Below are 23,022 nucleotides of genomic sequence, written 5' to 3'. Positions count from 1 at the left end.
ACATCAAGGACCCGACGCAGAACATCGTGTGGGTCACGCCCGAAGGCGGCGGCGGGCCGAATTACCCGAACATGTAAGCTGCCGGAACCCTTCTCCCCCTTCTCGTCGAAAAAATCATCCTTTTGGTTGATTCAATCCATTGCCGCGGCTACCTAGAATCGGCTCGATCCTGTTCGACAACATGATTCGAAGCGCCCGTCGCTCGTCCGTGAGTCGCGCGTCGCCCAATATCCGTTTCCCGTAGCGGGATCGATCGTGCAATCGAACGGCAGATGCAGCGATTCCTGCTTCAAGGAGACCCTCGCGAATCAGTGAACCTCTACCTGCCGGCTCACGTAAAACAAACATCCATACCATGCATGTAGACGAAACCGCGACCTACTACACGGCAACCGCCAAGTACGACTTGAGCTTCCCGTCGCTGGAAGCCGATCTGGAAACCGACGTGGTCATCATCGGCGGCGGATTTTCGGGTATCCATACCGCGCTCGAACTTGCCGAGCACGGGCTCACGAATACGGTCGTGCTGGAAGCCCGCTATCTCGGATATGGCGGCTCCGGCCGCAACGGCGGCCATGTCATGGTCGGCGTCGGACACGACCTCGACGGTATCCGGCGCGACGTAGGCGAAGACGGCCTGAAGGCGATCTTCGCGCTCAACGAACTGGGGCCGCAGATCATGCGCGAGCGTATCGCCAGGTACGACATCCAGGCGGACATTCGCAGCGGTTATGGTTATCTGGCCTTCAATGCGCGTCAGGCCCGCACCCTCCAGCAATGGCAAGCCGAATTTTCGTCATTGGGATCACCGCACGAAATCCGCTACCTCGAAGGCAGCGAAGTGAAGCAAATCATCGGCTCGGACGTCTATCATGCAGCACTCCTTCATAATGGTTGCGGTCACGTTCATTCGCTGAACCTGCTGCTGGGTGAGGCACAGGTCGTATCGGAGCGCTACGGCGTGCGCATTTTCGAACACAGCCCCGCTCTGCAAGTCACCTATGGCGATCGCGTCCATGTCCGCACGGCGAAGGGCAACATTCGGGCTAAGCAACTGGTATGGGCAGTGGATGGCTTCAACAATCGCATCGAGCCCGAACTGCATCGAAAGACACTCGACGTCTGGGCGTTCAATTCGGTTACCGAACCGCTGCCGGCCGCGCTGATCGAGCAAATCAGCCCGATCCGTGGTGCGTACAGCGATATTCGACCGGTCATCGACTATTTCCGTGTCACTACCGACAACCGGCTGATGTTCGGCACCGCGCACCAGTTGCTCGAATACATGCCCAGCGACCTGTATGCGTTCTGCCGGGCTCGCATGCTGCAGATCTTCCCGTACCTGAACGACGTCAGGATCGACATGGCGTGGGGCGGCCCGCTGCCCTGCAGCCTGAAACTCTTTCCGCAACTCGGCACACTCGTCGACCGCCCGAATGTCTTCTACGTACAGGGCTACTCCGGTTTCGGCGTCACGCCCAGCCAACTGCTCTGCAAGATCCTGGCGGAAGGGATCATGGGCGGCTCCGAGCGCTATCGCCTGCTGAGCTCGATCAGCCATGCCTCGATCCCCGGCAAGGATCATTTCCGCGCGCTGCTGGTCAGTCTCGGCAAGCTTGCCCATCAGACGTCCGGCTATTTCCACGGGCGCCGTTGAGCGCCACTCGAAACTTCCCGTTCAGGAGCACACCATGTCCATGATTCCTCTCCAGCAAGGCAAAACCATCGCCGAACTCGCTTCGATCGGCAGCCTGACGGCCCTCGGAGGCGAGATTCTCGAAGGAGGCGACGTACAAGCGTACGCACACAGTACCTACGGTACCTTCACGGACCCGGTAAATGCAGGCTATTTCGGCACCAGCAAGGGCAAATACCGCCTCGTCTACCCGTTCTCGGAGCAGGCGACGATCATGCATGGCGAGGTGCGTATCACCGATGAATCGACGGGCGAGACTCGGCACTTCAAGGCCGGCGACTCCTGGTTCGTTACGAAGGGCACATCGACTATCTGGGAAGTCCTGACTGACGGCTACACGAAGCATTTCCTGCTGTTTGCCTGACGACACGCCGGTTCTTCGCATCCTTCAACGTCCATTTCTTTCGATGGATTTCCCATGACAGCGATTTCAATCCTGCCGGAAGTCACGGCCTTTCTTTCCCGCCCTCACGGCCACTACATCCACGGTCGCGCCGTCGAAAGTCGAGGCGAGCGCATTGCGGTCGTGAACCCGTCGAACGAACAGGTAATCGCCGATGTCGCCGACGCGACACGCGACGACGTCGATGCAGCGGTGGCATCAAGCCGCGCCGCGTTTGAAGGTGCATGGGGACGGACTACCCCGGCCGAGCGGGCGAATGTCCTGCTTCGGCTGGCCGACCTGTTCGAGAAGCATCGCGAGGAGCTCGCGCAAATCGAAACGCTGCAGTCGGGGAAGATCATCCAGATTTCGCGCGCATTCGAAGTCGACCAAGCCATCGGCTTTCTCAAGCACTACGCCGGCGCCGCCACGCGCATCCACGGCGAAACCATCACGCCGTCGCTGCCGTCGTTCAACGGCGAGCGATACAGCGCATTCACTCGCCGCGAGCCGGTGGGTGTAGTGGTCGGCATCGTGCCGTGGAATTTCTCGATCCTGATCGCAGTCTGGAAATTCGCGTCCGCGCTGGCGACCGGCTGCACCGTGATCATCAAGCCGAGCCAGTTCACGCCGTTGACGCTACTGCGCATCGCCGAACTGGCTACCGAAGCCGGCGCACCGGCCGGTACGTTCAACGTCGTGAGCGGCGGCGGCAATCCCGGGCGCTGGCTGGTCGATCATGAAGGTACGGCCAAGGTCAGCTTTACCGGTTCGGTGCCGACCGGCATTGCCGTCGGCCGCAGTGCGATGGACGCCAAGCTCACGCGTGCGACGCTCGAACTCGGCGGCAAGAATGCCGTCGGATTTCTGAAGGACGTCGATGCCGACAAGACCGTGTCCGGCATCCTCGAATCGGGCTTCGTTCACCAGGGGCAAGTATGTGCCGCCGGCGAGCGTTTCTTCGTGCATCGCTCGCGTCTCGGCGAGGTGCTCGAAAAACTCAAGGGTGCGCTGGCGGGTCTCCAGATCGGCGATCCGATGGACGAGCACACCCAGTTCGGTCCGCTCTCGAACCGCGCCCACTTCGACAAGATCGTCGGCTTCTTCGATCTGGCACGCAGCGAGGGCGGCACGATCGCGTTCGGCGGCCAACCGCTCGACCGTACCGGCTACTTCGTGACGCCGACCGCAGTCCTCGTCGACGATCGCCGCGCGAAGATGCTCAGCGAGGAAACCTTCGGCCCGATCGCGACGTTCCTGGCCTATGACGACGAGGCAGAACTCGTGGACCTGTTCAACGACACACCGTACGGGTTGGCGGCAAGCCTGTGGACCAACGACCTCGGCAAGGCGATGAACCTGATTCCCCGAATCGAAGCAGGTACCGTTTGGGTCAACATGCACACGTTCCTCGATCCTGCGCTGCCCTTCGGCGGCGTCAAGGCATCGGGCATCGGCCGAGAATTCGGCGCGGCCTTCATCGACGATTACACGGAACTGAAGTCGGTCATGATCCGGCACTGAAGAACACCCGGCATCTCGCACTCAAGGGCCGGCGCTGCGAGACGCCGGCCCTTTGCATTCGTGCCACGATCAGAACGTGTGCTTGATTCCGACCGATACGGCCACTTGCGACGACGCATTTGCGCTACCCACGTAGGCCAACTGTGCGTAGTTTCGCATCGCGCCGGTCAGCGGGTCGATACCCAAACCGTCACCGGCCATCCTTTCATAGTTCACCGTCGCGTACAGTGCGGTCCGCTTGGACAGGCTGTAGATGCCGCCCACACTCACCTTGTGAATATCGGTCCGCGAATCGGTGGCCGATATCTTCGCGAGCGTATAGCTGTACGCGACGCCTGCCTGCAGCGCCGGCGTCACGTTGTAGAGCGCGCTGGCCTCGGCCGTGTCGAACCGGATATCGCTGACCGGCCCTGCAATCGCCGTCAGGTAGCGGCTGCCCAGCAGCTTCGCCTGCGTAACCGCAGTCGACAGGGTCAGCTTGTCGAACGCATAGCTGGCGCCTGCTCCGAACGTGCGCAGTTCGTCGCTGTCGTGCATCCCGCAGTAACTCGACGGACTTTGTCCGCAACTGAGTTCACCGATATACACCGTATCTCCACGCAGCCCGGCGGTCAGCGGATTGCGCATCGACAGATAGCCGGCCGCGGCCGAGAACGGACCGTTCGAATAGTTGATCGCCAACGCCCACGCGCGGTTCGTCGCAAATGCACCCGCCTGGTTGCCGAAGCTGAATGTACCGCCAAGCGACAGTCCCGAAAAGCTCGGGCTCAGGTATTTCACCGCATTGTTGACATTGAAGGCGGCATTGAGATTGTCGATATCGCCGAAATGTGCGCCGGCAGGCCCGGCCCAGGTATTGCTGACCGCAAACGGCGCCAACGCATCGGTATACGAATCGAACTGCCGCCCTAACGTAAGCGTACCCCATCGATCCGACTGGATTCCGACGATGGCAGTCGCGTCGAACAGGGCATTCTGCTCGAACAGCGCACCATTATTCGAGAGGAAATAGTTCCTCAGGTCGAAGATCGCACTGTATCCGCCACCGAGGCTCTCGGTACCCTTGAAACCCAGCGTGGTCGGCGCGACGTTTCCGCTCGTCATGCTCCACGCACGCTTTCCGGCGACACCGCCCGCCACCGATTGCTGCTGATTGTTGACGTACGTGATGCCGGTGTCGATCACACCGTATAGCGTGACGCTGCTTTGTGCATGAGAACTGCCGCAGGCAAGCATTGCTGCCACCGCGATCGCACCACCCTGACCTCCGCGACATGCCAGATCGAATAGACATGCTTTCATCAGTAGTTATCCTTAGTTTTTGGGACGCATGCCGACAGCTTCTTGCCGGCCCCGCCTGTCTGACTTTCCCGATTAGCCGCACTATCTCGCGGCTAGCCGCCGGTTCGGCGGAACGGATGACCGTCCCGCCGAATCGATTGTCCTGCACCGATCCACTACGCCGACATCAACCGTTTGGTTGATTTCGTGACCTGGACGGGTAAACACTTAAGGGGGAGTGACGTGGACAATGCCGCGGAAGCGGAATGCCGATACGAACGTAGGGGAATGACGGAGCGCGGAAACTGATGAATAGCGTATTGCTGCCGAGACGCACGGACCCCGGCAGCGAAGATCAATGAAAACCGTACTCGGACAATTTCGACACGAGCGTCGAGCGATTCGACACACCGACCTTATGGAAGATCTTCAGTACATGGGTCTTGACTGTTGCCACGCTGATATTGAGGCTCGATGCGATATCGTTGTTCGTAGTCCCCCGCATCATCAAATCGACCACATCGATTTCACGCGACGACAACAGGAAGCGTTGCGCCGCCTCCCGCTTGAGAGTCGGCGTACCGCGATTGCGCGCCCGGCAGAGATTGAACTCGATGTACGGCTGCATCGCATCGACTGCTGACAGGATCGCCGCATCGTCATCGCTATCGTGAAGCAGCAGCGACATGCCGCCGACGACGCGCCCCTCGTTCCGAAACAACATCTCCACGATGTCCGTATAACCATGCGCGCGAAGGAATCGAACATAGTGCTGATCCTCCGGACAGTGACCGACGCGCTGCGTCAGCACCGCACTGCGCACATCCGACAGGGCGACCCGATGAATCTCGAAGGGGTCGTACTTGCACATGCCGGTTTCGTATTGGCGATGGAACGTCTCGGGCACCTCGTGGCGCTGGAAATTACAGTAACCAGTGTTGTCGTCGACGAGATAGAACGCCACCGTCTTGACCCCGGTCGTCCGCGCCACGAAGTGAAGGGTCTCTTCCGCAAAGCGCGAATCCGCCGAGAACTGATTCCGCCGCCCCGCATTCGTCCACTCGCACTCGTGCATTTCAACTACACCTCGCTCAATAAACGCCCCAGATTCGCGTACAGCGCCGGGCGAGCCGATCTGAGCCACATCGCAAACGCGGCACCGACGACCGCAACCGCCAGGGTCGCGAACGGCACCAGACGCGCGACGATCGAGTCGCTGCCGCTGAGCAGGTCGATATGCGCAAATATCTGCCACAGACAGAAAAACAGCCCCAGCGACGCCAGCGCAGGCGCCACGAGACGCTGCCAGATCGACACGCCGCGGCTATTCTTCCAGAAAAATCCCAGCACGGCCAATGAAGCGAAACCCTGAACCGCAACGATGCCGACCGACGCCACGACGCTCGACCACGGGAGTACGCCCAACAGCGGATCGACATGCTTCACGGCACAAGCCGTCAGTACCGCCAACGCACAAGCCGTCTGCACCGCGCTGGCAACATAAGGCGTTTGCTGAGTCGCATGGGTGCGCGCCAGGGCAGGCCAGATCACACCCTCTCGCGCAAGCGAGAAGAAGTAACGGGAAATCGTATTATGAAAGCTGATCAATGCGGCGAGCAGGCTCGTGATCATCAGCACGCCCATTGCATCGGCCGCCCAGTTGCCCACCAGCTTCCCCGTCATCGCGAACCACATGTTGCCGGGATCCTTGCCGGCCTGCACGATCGCCTCGGCAGGACCGTAGGCGGTGATGATCATCCATACCGAGACGGCATACAGGCACATGATGACGGTGATCGCCATGTACGTTGCGCGCGGGATACTGCGCACCGGGTCCCGCGCCTCCTCGGAGTAGATCGCCGTGGTCTCGAAGCCCATGTACGAGCCGACGACGAACACCAGGGACGGTCCGAACCCTGCGGTGAACACGGTCGACGGTGTGAACGAACTGGGCGAGAAGCCCTGGGGGCCTCCATGAATGGCAACCGCGGCATCGAAGATCACGATGATGGCGATTTCGCATCCCATGAGCATGCAAAGGAACTTGCCGCTGAATTCGACGTTGCGGTAGCCAAAGTAATGCACGACGAGCACCACGGCTGCGGCCGAAATCCACCATGGCACGTGCACCGCAAAATGGGCTTCCGCCGACTGACTGATGAAGAAACCGACCAACGCATAGCAAGCAAGCTGCATCGCGTTGTAGGCCAGCAGCGCGAGGAACGCACCGCCGACGCCGGCAGGCCGGCCAAGGCCCGTCGCAATGTAGGCATAGAACGCCCCGGCGTTTTTCACGTAACGGCTCATCGCGGCGTACCCGACGCTGAAAAGCAGGTAAATCAGGCCAGCGAATACGAATGTGCCGGGAACGCCAATCCCGTTGCCGAGACTGATGCTCACGGGTATCACGCCGACAAGCGCGGTCAACGGGCCGTTGGTCGCAATGACCAGAAATACGATCGACAACATGCCGAGCGCGTTTTTCCTGAGCGCTGGCTTGCTTTGGACATCTCCCTTCATTTTCGACTGTCTCCTGAATCCACGACCTTCTCGATGAGGTCGGGTGAAGACCATTCTTCAAAGCCAAATCACCGCGCACAATCAACCGTTCGGCTGATTTTTTCTTTCAGTTTCCATACACCAGCAACCGCCGCCAGCCTTCGCCAGCAGCGGCGCGCCGCACGCCGATGCGCGAGCAGTGTAGCGAACATCCGTCGATGCGAACTTCGATCGAATGGGGCCGACGACTGGCTGCACACCGCAAACGCTGCACGTACGGGTCAAGCGCGAGCAGGCCGACCACGGTAAGCGCAGTAGCGTGACGACGGACGAGCATGGACGCCCCGAAGGTCAGGAGCGCGAAATCGACGAAATGCGAGTGGCGGAAGGCGGCAAACTGCAACTATCGCCCGTAATGCCCCGCCAAGTTTGACTCCCACTCTTCCCGATTACCGCGTACCCATCATCCTACCCATACTTCCCAGAGACATGCCCATACCGACCTCCAGGTAGGCCATCATTACATCCGCTCGTACCACATTTTGAGACACCCCAGCCTGATCGGCATCGCGAGGCGCGACCAAAGGCTACATCAGGAGCTTTGCAAAAGGCGCGTGGCTTTTGCTCATTCTCAGCTCACTACTGCACGCGTAGCTCATCGCGAGAAGTAGTATCCCCACTCCATTGTCAACCATTGGGCTGAAGCCTTGTGTACATGGCCCTTCGGCCGGTTGGCATGAAAGCGATACCGCCAACGATGCCGACAAATCCCATCAGCACTTCTCGGCTTCCGGTCGATTGCAATGGAAGACAACGCCCCTTTTCCTCACAACATCCGCGGAGAAAAGGTACCGTAAAGCATTGCACAAAGGTAATACCGTCACGAGTACCGCCAGGTTCCTTCCGACGCGGCCAGATCAAAACCAACAGACGCTGCTAGGAAAAAGGCAGAACCCAACGGCGCGCGACCAGCCCATCGGCAAGCACACAAACTCGGTCGCCGCCCCCGACTGCATAGCAAGACACAGGCATTCAAATGAATGCGTCACGCAAGATGCCTGGCACGCAAGTTTCTCGAGGGCCGCGACACCACCGTGCCAGCTATTTTGTGGATACCGCGTCGGATGCTCGCCTGCCACCCCGACACCACCACTGTCGTTAGTTACGACACTGTCGGCAACAATCCGGCAATTTCATTGACGACGAAAGTGCCAACGGGTGACACACAGGTGTAAGACCCCGGCACGTCGAGATTCAAAGCCAACTGAGCCAACGATCCAATCGCGTCGGCAAGAATCGAGTGCGTTGCATCAAGCGCCATTACGTCTCGCTGCAACACCTCCTTCTCATGAACAACCCGATTGCGTTCCATCTGCACCCCATTCAGCCTGTCGGTCAGGTTCCGGTCGTTCGGGCTACCAGCGACCTTGAATGCCCTTGCCAGAATGTCTCCGTATTTCCCCTTTGTCGCGTTCGCCGCTGCACGCCGGGCCAGACGATGAAGCAGCCCCTGATAGTCTCCGGCTTCGACGACGTCGGATAGCTGGACTACCCCGAATTGCTTTTCTTTCCCAAGGTATTCATGCATACGCTTAGGGTGCCGGAAAAACACATTCTCGTAGAACTCCTTCGCCGCCACTTCGAATGTCGAACACATGGCAACAATGGTCAATGACGCGAAGTGATCAAGCGATCCGGTAAGCGAACCACGCCAGCTTTCCACGAGCTTCTCTCTCGTAGCGCTTTCGTCGTTGTCGTTGGACGTGTGGAAGCTCATTGAGTCCGCATCGGCCGAAAACGCTTGTCCACTGCGAAGGAATTTATCCATATCCCTGTAAGCAACAAAATCCTCGAGCGCTTTCCAGTACCAGTGATCTGCATCAAACAGTAGTTCGCTCATATACCCCCAAGTGTTCTCGTTCCACCAACTTCTTGCGTCCCGCCCAGCACCTTCCCCCCTTCTCATGCACTGCTCGAAAATCGATAGTCCTTAGATTCCACGCATTGGCCTGCACTTCCGTCCACAAAGAGATGGATCTTGCAAATCCCAACGACAAACAACATGAAGCTCAAAAGCCAGCTGTGGCCGACTTTAGCCTTCTGGCGTTATGTTGAGCGCGTGTTGGGTAAAACGCCCTGTCGAATGCCATGCCTATCGAAAGGTGCCCAATGTACAAGCTGCAGATGAAGCGCATTCAATCGCTGCATGCACCCTGCATATTCTCGAATTTTTGCGTGGATAGCATCCGCTGAAACCTCTTCGAGTTCGACAATGAACTCCCCTGTTTCAGGATCCACCCCCAGTTTGGTGTTTGCTCGCACGTACCCGTAAACCTCACCGGACGCCTTTAATTCGAGAAAAGTCGAATGCAGTAGGCGGTTCCGATACAGTCGGAGCTCCTGAAAGCGCTCCCTTAGTTCAAGAATATCATTCGTCTTTTCTTCGGCATTTGGGAATGCGTAGGTGCGAGTGAGACCAACAAACAACCCTGTTACCTTATCGATCAGGATGTGGGGCGTTTCGCGGCGCAGCTCCTTGGGTGGCCAATGCTTGCGCGCGGGATCCAGGATGAACCAACCGATCTGCCGATACAGATCTTCGACCCATTGGAAGATGACGACAAACTCGCCTAGAGCCTGATGCGCAGCCGCGACATCACCGTCGTCGGGTTCGAAGTTTGTGTTGCTCATAAAGTCGAGCCGGCAATCATCTGCAATTACCTCCGATAGCTAAACTTCGGCTCATCCCATCCTCGTCCGCCATCCTCGTCGTCGTCCGAGGCCTCAGCCGTGATAACAGTCAGTGTCTTCCCATACGCCCCCAGGCCGACCGCTTCCTCCCACGCGTCAAATTCGCCGTCGCACCGAAACCACGACTGCAGATCTGTTTCGCCATCAACGCGACGGCCGGAGACTACGTTATCCGATGCCTGATTGAAGTTGCGCGTTAGCGAATCACGTGGTAGCACAGCCCCTTTCTTGAGGTAGGTGAGCCCCCTGATCCTCGACATCGCCGGGGAAAGAAAGCAGTAGTCGACCGACGAGCGCGAACTTACAACGACGGCGATTGCGGCGTCCGTTACTTCCGCATAGCGGATTGCTGACGCGGTGAGGGAGGTCTTGCAGACCTCCGCCAGCTTCTCGACCGCGCCCAATCCGTCCGAGTATTTGCCGGCCTCCTTCGCAAAAAGCGACGACGGCATCAGCAGACCTGCCGCAAAATGATCTGCCTGAAGTTCTATCGGATCGCCGGAAGCGAAACCCGCACGCGATTCGTGCAAGGTCTTGCCTTCGCTAAAAATGTGTTCGGGGTGGCCGGGCAGAAAGAAATGGCCTAGCTCATGAGCGATGCTGAAACGCTGGAATCCCTCGCTTCGTACATGAGTCGCATAGCCGATGGCGAAGTCATTGACGTGCCGGATCAACATGCCCGACACCCCAGCTGCAATCGAAGGCTTCGCCTCTACCAGAATCTCGTGACTTCGAGCCAGCTCAACGACGTCGACCGGCAAGGTCAAACCAAAATCGCTGACTACCTTTTCGGCTAACTGCTCTGCATCGCGCAACGAGACGTCGCCCATCACCCCTCCCGTTTTCGCCGTTCGGCCAATTGCCGGATCATCTGGTTCGCAAATTCCTTATCTGCTTCATTCAACATCTGCACATCTCTGTACAGCGAATCGTTCACGCTCGCCCCAACTGGATCCTCGGTCCTTCCCAGCAGATAGTCAGTGGTGACATCTAGCGCCTTGGAAAGCCGTCGAAGATTGTCGAAGGACGGCTTTCGCGTCCCGTTCGGATTCTCAAAATGGGAAATGGAGGTTGATGGCAAGCCAGCCCGCTCGGCGAGTTCGCTCTGCGTGAGCTGGCGAAGGTTTTCGCGGGCGTGACGCAGTCGCTCGGCGAAGATGTTTCGTGCGGTATCTTCCATTTGTCGATAAAAGTTACTTCGACTTGACAAAGTCGACAAGTAAGATTAGCCTGAGTGAAACTTGTCGATGTCGACAAGTCAAGTTTAGCACGCCCCCCATTTCCGGCAAAGGACGGGTATGAAGAACGATCGTCAGATTCAGGAAATTTCGCGGTACAAACGCAATTTGCTCGTTCAGACGCTCGACCGCTTGTGCGATGAACTTGAACTGTCTGCCTCCCGCTACCAGCAAGCTCAGGAGCGGTATGAAGCAGTTGGCGACTGGCTTGCCGGTTCGGACAACAGCTTTCTTTCCAGCGCCCTGATCTATCCGCAGGGATCGATCGCCCTAGGTACAACCGTCAAGCCGTTGAACCAGACAGAGTTCGATGTCGATCTCGTGTGCTTTCTTCCAACCATCGCGGAAAGATCTTCGCCGGCAGCGGTGAAGGCGCTGGTCGGCGATCGGCTCAGGGAACACGGGAAGTACGACGGCATGCTGGAAGAAAAACAACGCTGCTGGCGAATCAACTATGCCAATGAGTTTCACCTGGACATCACGCCCGCGATCACGAACGAGATGTGTGTCCAACGGGGAGAACTTGTTCCTGACCGGAAGGTGGCGAACTGGAAAGCTACCAATCCCCGCGGGTATCGCGCCAACTTCGAACGCCGCGCGGCGCTGCGTCCTCGCCTGTACGCATTTGACCGCGCGATCGCAAAGGCGGACTCCGTGCAAAGCTTCCCCGAGCAGCAAATGTCGAAGCCGCCGCTCAAACGGATCGTTCAGCTCCTAAAGCGCCATCGGGATGAGGCATTCTCCGCGCCGGCTGCGCGTGAGCTGGCGCCCATCTCCGTGATCATCACGACCCTGGCTGCATACTCGTACGAACGCTGCGTCACAAAAAACGCATACGCCGACATGTATGAATTGATCGTTGACGTCATCACGCACATGCCGGACTTTATCCAGCATATTGATCGCGGTGGTCACATCGAGTATCGGATCGACAACGATGCCACGCTGGGCGAAAACTTCGCTGAAAAATGGAACCACGATCCACGACTGCCCATAACGTTTTTTTCCTGGCACACGAAGGCGCTCGAGGACCTGTCCGAGCTGCTGAAGCTCGAGGGGCAGGACGTTATCGCTGAACGCTTGGCCAAGACCTACGGTGCCACAAGGGATCAGGCTATTGCGGCGCTGGGCGGGCATGTCCGGTCGCTGCACGTCGCGCGGGGCAATGGATCCCTCTTCTTCGCCCCCTCGATTGGCCTGACCACCCAGGCGGTCGGAAACACAACGTCGGTGCGCTCGAACACCTTCTTTGGAGATTGACGTGAGGCGCGCACCTACCGCGAGACTTACACCTGCGCAGCAGTGGTTCCGTTTGCGTGCTGCTGGTCTTGACGGGGGGAAAGGACAGGTGCGCAACGGGACACTGACGTGGGAGTTCTATATCCGGCCGTCACCGATCTCGCGTCGCTATCATATTCGCCTGAGCTACCGAAAAGCAGGTGTACCCCGCGTCGTCGTGCTCAGCCCGGATATCCAGGACCTCGCTGCAGGCCGGCGCCTTCCGCACGTCTATTACGCATACTCACCTCTTTCGCTATGCCTTTACCTTCCGGGCTCGGGCGAGTGGTCCGCCGTCCATTCGCTGACGGACACGATCGTCCCGTGGACGGCACTTTGGCTCATGTACTTCGAAGACTGGCTTTTGACCGATGACTGGAAAGGGGGCGGAAAGCACCCTGGCGACCTATGACGAACTCGAAGAAACGCGTCCTCTCTATCGACGGCGGTGGTATCAAGGGCGTCCTTGCCGCGGAATTTCTTGCGACTGTCGAAGAGGCCACCAATCGCCGTATCGCCGATCACTTCGACCTCGTTGCCGGCACGTCAACGGGCGGAATTATCGCGATCGGACTCGGGCTCGGCATGTCCGCGCGAGAAATTGTGAATTTCTACGTAGACCATGGGCCATCGATCTTCGAACAGGTCCGTGAAGAGAAAGCCGGAAGCTTGCTGAGCAGGTTCGCCAGGCGATCCGCTGGCACAGCACGGAACATGCAGCAAGTGCTCTGGCCCAAGTACGACCCCGCAAAATTGCGCGCAGCCCTCGAAAGCGTGATCGGACAGCGAGTTCTCGGCGACAGTCGTCTGCGACTGGTCATTCCTGCCTATCACGCGGACAAGGAAGATCTTTACGTGTTTAAAACCCGGCACCATGAGCGCTTGCGTGTCGACTGGAAGGAAACGATGGTGGACGTCGCACTGGCAACGGCAGCCGCACCCACTTACTTCCGCGCGCACGCGTTACCAAATGGTTCACCGATCATTGACGGAGGAATCTGGGCGAATAACCCGACCGGCGTCGCCGCCGTCGAAGCACGCACAGTCCTGAACTGGCGCGACGACGAACTGTTTGTTCTCAGTCTCGGATGTACCGAAGAGCTGATCGACATTCCCCTGAATTCGGGATACAAGGACCTCCTTTTCAAGTCGACCGCGCTTTTCATGCAAGGTCAGTCACGCGGATCCATGGGTACCGCGTATCTGTTATCCAACCATTCAGAAGTTTCGCCGCGAGTTTTCCGCTACCAGCCGAAGGTTGCCAACGGGAAATTTTCCCTCGACAAGACATCGATGATAGACAGGCTCCGAGGTCTTGGCTCCGCATGCGCGCGCGACGCCCTCCCGATGTTGATGCAGAATTTTCTGAACGCACCCACTCATCCATTCATTCCAATCCCGCACGGGTAGCCACGACAGATCTGTCGCACAGACGAACCCACAGTTTCCACAATATCTAACGAATCTGCACCGCCAACCAAATTTATTTCAAATGCAGAATGTGAACAAAAACAAACGGATCGCGCGGCTTATCTTTTGGGCAAAGAAATATGCCAAGAGCAATCCAATCATATCCATCGGCTTCCTGAGCGGGATAGTGGGCGGCGGGACGCTCTTCTGGTACTACCTGCTGCTTGGCCAGATACCAGACTTTACTCTGCCGCAGACCACTGGGCTCTTTTCCGCAGCGTTTCTTGCGGGCATTGTCGTCATTGCAGTGTTTTCCCTGACCTGCGTGGCGCCGGCCGCCCTCGCTCGATATGCGCTTGACGAAATGCTTCCCGAAGCGCCTGCCTTTTCGCATTACTGGGCCCCGGGCGAAGCTAAAGCGGAGCGAGCTACCGAGGTCACCGCAAAAATGCGCACGGAACTACTCGATCGAGCATTTCCGGTTGAACTCACCGTGTTGTCGATACTGGCATGGGGCAGCATCGGCCTTACCTCGCTGGCGGATTTTTTCTGGCCGAGTGAACCCGGACTCGTTGTTGCCATATATGCAATCTCCGCTTTTACTTTGCTGACACTCGTACTAACGGGGCAACAGCTACATGGCAAGCTCAGAACTTGCCTTCGAATTCTCGTTGCTTTCGGCCTTTCCGTTATTGCGACACTGTTTGCCTTCCACAAGCTCGGACTCGACTCGTCCACGCGTATCTTGTCGTTTAACTTTCACGCCGCTCAAGCCCTATACTTTTCCGGCCCCGCAGTCCCGCGAGATTTTGTCAGATCACATGTTTATGCGCTTGCCTTCGCAGTCGCCGCAATCCCAACGGGATTGCTCGTCTATGCTGCAGTTCTCGGTCAGCGTCGCCGCATGCGGCTTAACGTCTTCTCCGGACCACCTCTCCCAAAGACGCGCCCTTCAATGCAAGCCACGCGCTTCTGGATTGCACTCATCTACGTCGGCTTCAGCTGGCTCCCTTTGATGCTTGCACTCGAGTTTGCAAAACTGAACGGCCCGGCACATGCCATCCGTACGTTGGGCACGTTGGTTCTGTATCTCGCAATCTTCAATCTCGCCTTTTTCTCTATGGCGAGCATGAAGCGCAACTTCTTCAAGGCCTGCCTCACGGCGATCGGATTCCTGGTGGCGACGGTGATGATACCTATGCAGCAACCGACCGTTATTCCGAAAAGTGTCGTATTTGTGCTGGGACTGGGAAATTTCCATTCATCTTCGATCCTGCTATCGTCGTTGCAATGTCCTCGCCTAGCCATGTATGGGATTCAATGCGAGCCTAACAAGGACGATGCAATCATCGTGACCAACGTCAACATCTTGAACAGAATGGGATCAACCGCCACCCTGGAATTTCAGATCCGGCGCGAAGGTCCCGCCATTGACAAGGTCCTAGAATCCGCCAAACTTTCGACATCGGCCGATGTAGTGGATCCAGTCGGCAATGGCAGCCCTCGGCCTATCATATTGACGAGCCTTCAATCGGTTGACGACTTTACCCGCGGAAATCCACAACAGGGCATCATTGCGGCGCGTCGGTGCGACGCTTCGATTGCGAGCTGGCTACGGTCACCTTGGGAACAGCAATCGTCACAGTCAGCGGCCCGAACCAAGTACGTACGCCTGTCGTGCGTTACGATAAATGTGCCGACCGACCAGCTGATCGATTTCGACAAGGATGGTACACGTTCATACAAAGGAGGCTACTCGGAATTTATTGCTCGACGGCCGTCTAGCAAGACGTAATACTCTGTGAGCCAGTCGACACAGGCCGCCTCACTCGCCATGTGCCCTGTTTCGCGAAAAAGAAGCGACCGAGCATGCCTGGCCGTCGCGACGCCTCTCCGATCTGTGGGTAGTAGAATGCCGACGACGATCCAAGCGACCACATCCCAGTAACATGCAAGGGCGTCGCTTGTCTCACACACAACGCGCGACGCGTGAACCGTCCGAGTCGGCCTTACAATATCCGACCCAGCGTATCTTCGCCCCTCATTCGATGAACTTCGATCACGTAGCGTGCAATATCCGGCACGCTGTGATCGACCACCAGTTCTGCCACCGGCCTGACCGGTTTTCCCGATGGCCTCACTGGATAATCAGCAATTCGACAAAACGTATCTGCACCGCGCCGATGCGGCATTGGCCACGTGTTGCCAGAGTTCATATGACAAAGCCATATCTGATTTCTGTAGTGGCGAATGAACGGGGCCGCGTCGATTGTCAAGACGTCATGTTCGAGCGCTCGATAGTCTCTCGCATTCAGCAACCCTATCAGCCTCTCCCTTGTAGCCCAAAAGAAGACCTTAGTGTTGATCGTGCGATACCACTCCTCTGGGGTGATCCCATCTTGCAGAGCGACCAGAAGCCGACTGCGAGGCATCGGTTTTTGATCACGAAGCACAATTCCTTCTGGATGGCCTGCAAGCACTTTCATTTTTTCCGAACGCTGCATGCTTTCATATGGCGCCCGGTCATCACCTTCCAATCCAAAATGATTCAGCACCGCACTTGCGCTAAGCAGCCCACGCGCCCTGATGCTCTCCCACGTGCCGCACTCCGCCATGTGGTACAGCCGCGGATACAACTCGATCAGTTTGTCTATTTCCATACTGTTATTTTGAGTGGTTACGTGCTGTCCAGTTTCGCCGATCGATTAGCGAGCGCAGATCATCCGTGCCATCCTCCTCCCTCGGGAAGCGGGTATTAATAAGGGAAACAGGGGCTTGGGAAACCCGCTCAAGCTCCTCCACAAATTTTATCGTGTCAGGAGTCAACTGTTCGAACCGCCGCGCATTTCGATTGCTGGCGTGAAGGTAGTCAGCGAAGGTTAAGACGATATCTGTCGGCGCATTCAAAGCGCAAGCCTTGCGGAATTGTTCCCACTCGAACCACCCGACCCGACGTTTCCGTTTCGTTGTGGACGTCTTTTCTGCCCTATGCAAAGCGGCGGCATCGAGCTTTGCTTGCCGGGCAATCTCGTCAAACGTTGTAGCGTGCTTGAGCGGACCGGATGTATGTCCTTGGTCCCCGTCCGGATCGCCCACTCGAATGGGCATCGGCCGTACCACCATCAGAATCTTTCGGACCCGGCTCGGAGAAATACCGGCCTCTGCAAGACACCCCGCGACATTTGTATCGCGTGACGTCACATAGGGATAGGTACCATGGAAGAGACTCAGCCCACTTCCCTGGGTACCCTCAAGCAGGATAGACTGCCCGTTACGGTAAGCCTCTTCAAGCCTGTCCGCAGTGGTGCCATGGTAATTTCCTTCCGTACCCACGTAGGGGGCGAGGGCGGGCACGTCCTTGGCCATACGAAAATTACTTTTCCCGCGGCTCAATATACGTCGCGCCGTTGCTGCGCCACTACCGCTCCCCGTCGATGCGATCGTCGAAACGAGATGGGTTCCCTCGTTCTCGACGTCCTCGTCCTCGATGATGGTAGCTTGCGGATCGATAAACAGCCTATCCGGCCCAATGTCGCAGTCGCAAATTTCGTCGAAGAGTCCTTTCAGGCGAATAGTCATTCCCGGACCGAGCAGCAACCGCGAAGCAACATCACGCGCCCCGGACGGCAGATGATGATACGTGTATGGGCCCTGCGCGCTGGCAACGGTGTGCCCAGCGTTCGGACCACCCACTCTTACTATGACGTCATATTCACGAGCCAGATAGGAAACGACATTACCTTTTCCCTCGCTTCCATATTGACCGCCGATCAGCACGTCAACACATCGGATGTCGGGCGGCGTGTAGAGATGCAACCTGGCCGCCACCCGAACCAGCGTATCTCTTGCGTCTGACCGAGTCGTGTAGATGCGGACATCGGCATCCTCTTTGAGTGCACGAACGTCGTCCTCATCCTTCAGGTGGTCAATCTCCGCGTACGGGGGCGCTCCTGCTTCCTGTCCTTCTGTACGTGCGTAACGCTCCTGTAATGTCTGGTTGCTCGCATACAGATGCACGTGAATCAGATCTTCCCCAAAAGCCTTGCGAAACTGGGCAACCTGCGCAGGAGTGCTGAGATGGTCGATAACGAGCGATCTGGCTGGATCCAGTCCCTTCAAAACCTCCTGCGTCGCATAAAGCAACCATTTCGAGTCGGTGGCTTTATCGGCTTGCAGCCCACGTTCGATCAACGCCCGCCGGTCATCTTGGGATTTTTCCGGATCACCGATTCCCGCCAATACCTGCCTGGTGCGCACAACACGGAACTGGAATTCCCTTTCGAGGAGATTTGCCAGCCCCGTCTTCCCACTGCACGTCTTACCGCTGATGACCACGATCTGGCGATTACGCATGGGTCATTCCCTCCAGAGGTCAGCGATTTGCGCCGCAATCTCCGACGCTGAAGCTCGCGCGGTATCGAAAGTTTCATCCGCCAGATCGCCTAACGATCTGGCTGCTACTTCATTCGGGTGCGCTAACGCCAAGGTATAGGCAGTGGCAGAAGGTGAAAGCCCCGCCGCGTAGCGATTCTGCAAAGTCGATTCTGGCGCATGGAGATGAACGTGCCGCAACACGCGGGGAAACTGCGCGCGAAAGTGTTCGATCTGACGCGGCTTTCGAACGGCATCCAGCAACCAGTTTTCGGTTGTAGGAGCCGCCGCCATTGCGGGAATAGAGACCGCGTCAACGACCCACGCAAAGTCCGTTTCGAAGTCCAGACGGTCGCCAAGATCCTGAAGCGATGAACGCGTGACATCGCCACGCCCCGGCGGAATACAGCTCCTGAGATACCCCCCGGTACTAATGCCAGAGAAACCGTAACTTCTCTTCAAAACCTCCGCGACGGAAGTCTTTCCAGATCGCATCGGACCGCTAAGAAGCAGCAAACGCTTGATCGTCATGACCATTCCCCGGGTCGTCATCGCTCACTCGTCCGCAGTTATAAAACTTTGAAATACGGCGACAGTTAGTGGCGAAGTAGTCCAGCCAACAAGAAGATAATAACCCTTTCAGTTTTAGTCAATGAATCACTAGATCGAGTCTTTTGAAGAACGCATCGAGCCCGTTGCCCAAGCAGGTACCGATACATGCCGCGTATGCGTTAATCCAGTTCGCCTTGGCCATCCTCGCCACTAGTTGTGCGGACGCGCTGCCCTCACGCCGCTCGTCGAAATCAGGCTTGCGACGCGGAACCGGCCGAGGGTCACGATTCTTACATGGAAGGAAAGCGGTGTGCATATGGGGGCACAACCAGCAACACTATGTCGATTTGTCGCTTTACGGACCGCCTATCGAGGGACGAGTTCCGCAGTCGCGGAGCAGATGACCAGTCGCGCCGATCCGCGCGTCATAGCAACGTAGAGATGCTTGGCGTCCATAGTTTCCGGATTCGATATGACCGCGACTTCTGCTTCCAGTCCCTTCAACAGCAAAGTACTGCCGATCGCGCGGCGCGCCAGCGGCCGGCTCTCATGCCGATTCCGTTCCCGCTCCCGCACGGTGGCCGCTGCGAAGGCGCAGCGGCCGGTGGCCACCGCCTGCATGGCACGCAAGCAACCATACAGGACCTCCGGCCGATACACGCGGGCGTTCTCCTGGCGTGACAGGGTCCTCAGTGCCTCCCCTGCCAAGGGGAAGGTCGGCGTCGCCGCGAACGCAACCAGTGCGGCTTCGGCCGGTGTAGGAGGAGTACGTGCCGTTCCACGTCTCAGGCTTTCCAGCCGCGGCAACAGGGTAGCGGCACCGACCTGCGTCATCGTGTCGGCCGCGAAATGGACTAGCCGCGTCAACGCATCCGGCGCCTGCAGGTCGAACTGCTGGCCGAAGGTTGTCAGGTCAGCCAGATCGACCGGTTCAACGGCAGTTGCTCCAGGCGTTTGACTTGCCATCTGCCGACGCCCACGGGGGTTGCGGCTGTCGCCAATCACCAGCACCTGCCCCTCCGGCGTCACCGCCCTTGTCAATGCGGCTGCCAGACGCTGCCGGTCGGCCGTTGCGGGCTGCAGTTGGATCCACGTGACCTCGGCAGGTGCTTGACGCAGGTCGACGTGCCCGCCGCCATGCAGCACGCGCCGGCACGCCAGAAGCCACTGCCCCAAACCGGGAGTACCGGCGTTAATCCAGCGCCAGGGTCGGTCGAGTTCGCCGATCGAGGGAAACTGCGCCAGCACGTGCGCATCCCAGTCGACCAACTGATTGCCGCCAAAACCGAAGATCGCCTGCATCGGGTCGCCGAGCACGCAGGTGGGCAATACTGCGGCAAGCGCCACGACCAGAGTGTGCTGTACCAGGTTGCAGTCCTGGTATTCATCGACGATGACGTGAGCGTAGCTGGCCGCAAGGATGTCGTTTAAATGACCTCCCTGCAGCAGCCTGCACGCGGCCTGACGGATGGCGGGATAGTCGGCGCCTGGGTTTCTCAACTCGAGCACAGCAGCAGGTGTGGCGCTTCGCTCCGGAAACATGCCGACCAGCCGCATCGCGAAGCCGTCGATGGTGGCCACACGGTACGCAGACGCTGGGACGTTGCCGCGTTGCATACGAAGCCGCAAGGTGGCCACCCCTGCGTTCGTGTGGGTAAGGACGAGGACGGGCTTGGGCCCGGCGTGTAGCGTCAGGGTGTCGGCGATGATCTGCGTCTTGCCGCAGCCCGCCGGCGCCGTCACCGCGCCGTGACGGAAAGCAAGCAGATCGTACTCAGGCGGCATGAGCCCACCGGAAGAGTTGGTTGATCAGCGCCCCGAAGCCCGCTTCTGAGCTCGCGAGGTTGGGGCCAACAATCTCGCGAGCCAGGATCTCGAATCTGGTAAGTGACTTGTACCAGCCGTTCCTTCGGTTTCGCGACGTCAGCGCCAGTAGCGACCTGACATCCAGAGCGTACGGCTGTCCCTCCTGACGCTGCTGCCTGATCCCGGAAAGCGTTACCTGCCCCTGCGACTGCGCGGCGATGTGAGATCCAATGAGTTCTTCGTCCAAGAACGCGACGGCACGCTGAAGCAAGGCATCCACGGCCGCGTCCGGCAGACTGAGAAAGAGTTCATCCTCCAACGCGCGCGGTAGCCTCCATGTGATGAACTCGCCGCCGCGGGCACGATAGCTATCGACAAGTGCCTGCGTCGGTGGCTTGTCCGCGTCGACCAGCACCATGACGCGATAGCCGAGATTTAGCATGGCCAGGGCACGGACAAAACATCGATCGGGGTCGCCTCCGCCCACGTTCACATAGGCGGTACCTGCCGCCAACAGCGATCGAAAGCCCAATTCCGTCCAATACTGGTCGAGGCCACGCACGAGGCCGACCTCGCTCGCACCCTCGCAGACAATGACACTGCGCGCGAGAAAAGCTTCTGGATCCAGTCGAATCGTGCTCTGCACGTCGTCTGCGATACCGACCACGCGAACCTGGTGGACACCGTCGGCCCCCTTTCGCGTCACGAAGATCTGATTGCCGCTGAGCTCCCGGACGGCCACAGGCGAATGGGTGGTCAGGAAGACTTGGAGCGGCGGGGGATTCTCCTTGGCGCCGAGCGAGTCGAGCAGGCGCACGAGCCGGTGCGGCTCCAGGCCATACTCGACCTCGTCCACCAGTGCAATGGAAGCGCGCTGCGCTGCCGCGCGCTGCAGGCCAGCGACAAGTAACCGGGATGAACCGGTGCCCAGCGAGCGCAGGGGTACGCCTCGCTCATCGTGCAACGTAATGGCTCCATCACCGATGGAGACGGAGTGTGCATCAAGCAGCGCCTGGGCCTGCGCGCCGACCGGAACCCCCAATTGGCCGGCCGTCCGGGTCACGATTTGCAGCGTTTCAGCCAGTTGGGCACCCGCCTGGTTTCCGAACTGAGTTCGCGCCTCGCGGGCTGCATTTGCCAGTTCAGCCGCAAGATTGGGACGCTCTTCAGACACGCGGTTGAGCACGGACCCGCGGGTCCACGACAGGTTGGAGCTGGTGTAAGCGCCGAGCCGCGCGGGCGCCAACAAAAGCCGGTCTTTCCAGGCGACGCTGCGCTCCTGCCCGAGCGCCAGGGCGCGTTGGGACACCAGCGACCACACCGGTTCTAGTTCGCTGTCGACGGTCAGACGTAGCACGAGGACGGTTTCCAGCCCTTGTCGGGGCTCTTCCTCGATAAGCCCCGTGTTGGAATTGAAAGCCTGCAGGTACTGGCCGTAGGTATCCAGGTCTTTCAGTGAATCCGGTAGCGTGCCCAGCGTCAGCGTGATCTGGATAGGTTGGGTGACATCCAGACCGAAAAAATCAGTATCGCCGAATGAGACATTTCGCCGGGCGCCAAGGCACAGGTCGATGGCATCGAGAATCGTAGTTTTGCCGCTATCGCCAGGGCCAATCAGGCAGTTCAAGCCTAGCGAGGGCAACCAGCTCAGGGAGTGAATTGATCTGAAATGCTGGATGTCGATCTTCAATATTCGCGCCACGCCATCTTCCCCATGTTTTTGACATCGGCTTGGTCGTCAATTTGCCGCCATATGGATCGCCACAGCACCAGGATGACACGAGCCCATGCGCTGCCTTCAAACATTGTAAAGGCTCGCGAAGGAGTAAAACCCGAAACCGCCACGTCCAAAGTCGGCGATTACGAACAACATCGTTATGAATCTAGCGAAAAAGTCGGCCTAAAGCTCCCTGGTAGCTGCCGTATCTTCGCGTCAAACACCCCGCTCACATCAGCTTAGACACGGCCAGATCGGTTGGTCTGCCCAAGACTGCTCGACGCCCGGTGCAACTGATATCCCAGCCGCAGCCCCCACGGCCATGCAGCAGCGCTCGGCTCACGCCATGTCTGCCCGGTCAACCTGCGGCATGGCATGCACCCGACTCCCAGCTTCCCGCCCTTGACCCGCGACCGTAGCCGATAGCGGGCAGGCATCAAGGGGCTCGGGACCGTGTTGCCCGCACCCCTCCCTCGCCTTTTTCCTTGACGCCTGCCCGCTATCGGCTCCTCCAGTC

20 protein-coding genes are annotated in these 23,022 nt (G+C 58.4%); 7 read left to right on the top strand and 13 right to left on the bottom strand.

The window, feature by feature from the left end:
* The 4 genes from WT97_RS35205 to WT97_RS18900 form a co-directional block, all read left to right on the top strand.
* Window positions 1–77, top strand: a 77-nt coding sequence (locus tag WT97_RS35205; protein WP_133168007.1) for a 4Fe-4S dicluster domain-containing protein, incomplete at its 5' end; no start/stop codon positions are given.
* Between the two features lie 278 nt (window positions 78–355).
* Window positions 356–1,657: an FAD-binding oxidoreductase gene (locus tag WT97_RS18910; RefSeq protein ID WP_060035713.1), complete on the top strand. Its 1,302-nt coding sequence runs from the start codon at window positions 356–358 to the stop codon at window positions 1,655–1,657.
* Window positions 1,658–1,691: 34 nt separating this feature from the next.
* A complete protein-coding gene (locus WT97_RS18905) occupies window positions 1,692–2,060 on the top strand; it encodes a cupin domain-containing protein (protein ID WP_060035714.1) in 369 nt (122 codons plus the stop codon).
* A 54-nt stretch (window positions 2,061–2,114) separates the two neighbouring features.
* The gene (locus tag WT97_RS18900; protein WP_060354068.1) at window positions 2,115–3,602 is read left to right on the top strand and encodes an aldehyde dehydrogenase family protein; all 1,488 of its coding nucleotides are present in this window, start codon (window positions 2,115–2,117) and stop codon (window positions 3,600–3,602) included.
* Window positions 3,603–3,671: 69 nt separating this feature from the next.
* Here the strand turns inward: WT97_RS18900 and WT97_RS18895 are convergent, their stop codons facing one another.
* From WT97_RS18895 to WT97_RS18870, 8 genes are all read right to left on the bottom strand, one after another.
* Window positions 3,672–4,904: a porin gene (locus WT97_RS18895; protein WP_082741885.1), complete on the bottom strand. Its 1,233-nt coding sequence runs from the start codon at window positions 4,902–4,904 to the stop codon at window positions 3,672–3,674.
* 334 nt (window positions 4,905–5,238) lie between these two features.
* Entirely contained in the window at window positions 5,239–5,958 is a 720-nt protein-coding gene (locus WT97_RS18890; RefSeq protein WP_059792033.1) for a LuxR C-terminal-related transcriptional regulator, read from the bottom strand.
* A gap of 5 nt (window positions 5,959–5,963) precedes the next feature.
* A complete protein-coding gene (locus WT97_RS18885) occupies window positions 5,964–7,403 on the bottom strand; it encodes an APC family permease (RefSeq protein WP_060354067.1) in 1,440 nt (479 codons plus the stop codon).
* Between the two features lie 106 nt (window positions 7,404–7,509).
* Window positions 7,510–7,785, bottom strand: a complete 276-nt coding sequence (locus WT97_RS34175; protein WP_156440282.1) for a hypothetical protein — start codon at window positions 7,783–7,785, stop codon at window positions 7,510–7,512.
* A 759-nt stretch (window positions 7,786–8,544) separates the two neighbouring features.
* Window positions 8,545–9,282, bottom strand: coding sequence for a hypothetical protein (locus WT97_RS18880; RefSeq protein ID WP_156440281.1), 738 nt, complete (start codon window positions 9,280–9,282; stop codon window positions 8,545–8,547).
* Between the two features lie 206 nt (window positions 9,283–9,488).
* Complete coding sequence (locus tag WT97_RS34170; protein ID WP_156440280.1) at window positions 9,489–10,073, bottom strand: hypothetical protein; 585 nt, start codon at window positions 10,071–10,073, stop codon at window positions 9,489–9,491.
* Between the two features lie 26 nt (window positions 10,074–10,099).
* Entirely contained in the window at window positions 10,100–10,963 is an 864-nt protein-coding gene (locus WT97_RS18875; protein WP_060354065.1) for an ImmA/IrrE family metallo-endopeptidase, read from the bottom strand.
* Window positions 10,963–11,313, bottom strand: a complete 351-nt coding sequence (locus tag WT97_RS18870; protein ID WP_060354064.1) for a helix-turn-helix domain-containing protein — start codon at window positions 11,311–11,313, stop codon at window positions 10,963–10,965. Before WT97_RS18870 ends, WT97_RS18875 begins: the two co-directional genes overlap by 1 nt.
* A gap of 118 nt (window positions 11,314–11,431) precedes the next feature.
* Here WT97_RS18870 and WT97_RS18865 point away from each other — a divergent pair, with 118 nt between their 5' ends.
* From WT97_RS18865 to WT97_RS18855, 3 genes are all read left to right on the top strand, one after another.
* Window positions 11,432–12,631, top strand: coding sequence for a nucleotidyltransferase (locus tag WT97_RS18865; RefSeq protein WP_082751431.1), 1,200 nt, complete (start codon window positions 11,432–11,434; stop codon window positions 12,629–12,631).
* Between the two features lie 426 nt (window positions 12,632–13,057).
* Window positions 13,058–14,059 carry a CBASS cGAMP-activated phospholipase gene (locus WT97_RS18860; RefSeq protein WP_060354063.1) on the top strand — a complete coding sequence of 334 codons (1,002 nt, stop codon included), beginning with the start codon at window positions 13,058–13,060 and terminating at the stop codon, window positions 14,057–14,059.
* Between the two features lie 82 nt (window positions 14,060–14,141).
* Window positions 14,142–15,854, top strand: coding sequence for a hypothetical protein (locus WT97_RS18855; RefSeq protein ID WP_060354062.1), 1,713 nt, complete (start codon window positions 14,142–14,144; stop codon window positions 15,852–15,854).
* Window positions 15,855–16,068: 214 nt separating this feature from the next.
* Here WT97_RS18855 and WT97_RS33100 read toward each other — a convergent pair whose 3' ends face one another.
* From WT97_RS33100 to WT97_RS18840, 5 genes are all read right to left on the bottom strand, one after another.
* Entirely contained in the window at window positions 16,069–16,719 is a 651-nt protein-coding gene (locus WT97_RS33100; protein ID WP_082751429.1) for a hypothetical protein, read from the bottom strand.
* Window positions 16,720–16,723: 4 nt separating this feature from the next.
* The gene (locus WT97_RS18850) at window positions 16,724–18,412 is read right to left on the bottom strand and encodes an adenylosuccinate synthetase (protein WP_060354061.1); all 1,689 of its coding nucleotides are present in this window, start codon (window positions 18,410–18,412) and stop codon (window positions 16,724–16,726) included.
* 3 nt (window positions 18,413–18,415) lie between these two features.
* Window positions 18,416–18,961 (bottom strand): hypothetical protein, encoded by a 546-nt coding sequence (locus WT97_RS33095; RefSeq protein WP_218919445.1) that lies wholly within the window; start codon window positions 18,959–18,961, stop codon window positions 18,416–18,418.
* A gap of 387 nt (window positions 18,962–19,348) precedes the next feature.
* Window positions 19,349–20,767, bottom strand: coding sequence for a UvrD-helicase domain-containing protein (locus WT97_RS18845; RefSeq protein WP_060354060.1), 1,419 nt, complete (start codon window positions 20,765–20,767; stop codon window positions 19,349–19,351).
* Window positions 20,757–22,478 carry an ATP-dependent endonuclease gene (locus WT97_RS18840; RefSeq protein WP_257128523.1) on the bottom strand — a complete coding sequence of 574 codons (1,722 nt, stop codon included), beginning with the start codon at window positions 22,476–22,478 and terminating at the stop codon, window positions 20,757–20,759. Before WT97_RS18840 ends, WT97_RS18845 begins: the two co-directional genes overlap by 11 nt.
* Between the last annotated feature and the right edge of the window lie 544 nt (window positions 22,479–23,022).

Source organism: Burkholderia sp. MSMB1459WGS, assembly GCF_001534535.1.
Taxonomy (GTDB): Bacteria; Pseudomonadota; Gammaproteobacteria; order Burkholderiales; family Burkholderiaceae; genus Burkholderia.
The sequence above is the reverse complement of the archived record's forward strand: the minus strand, read 5'-3'. Positions and strand labels throughout refer to the sequence as shown.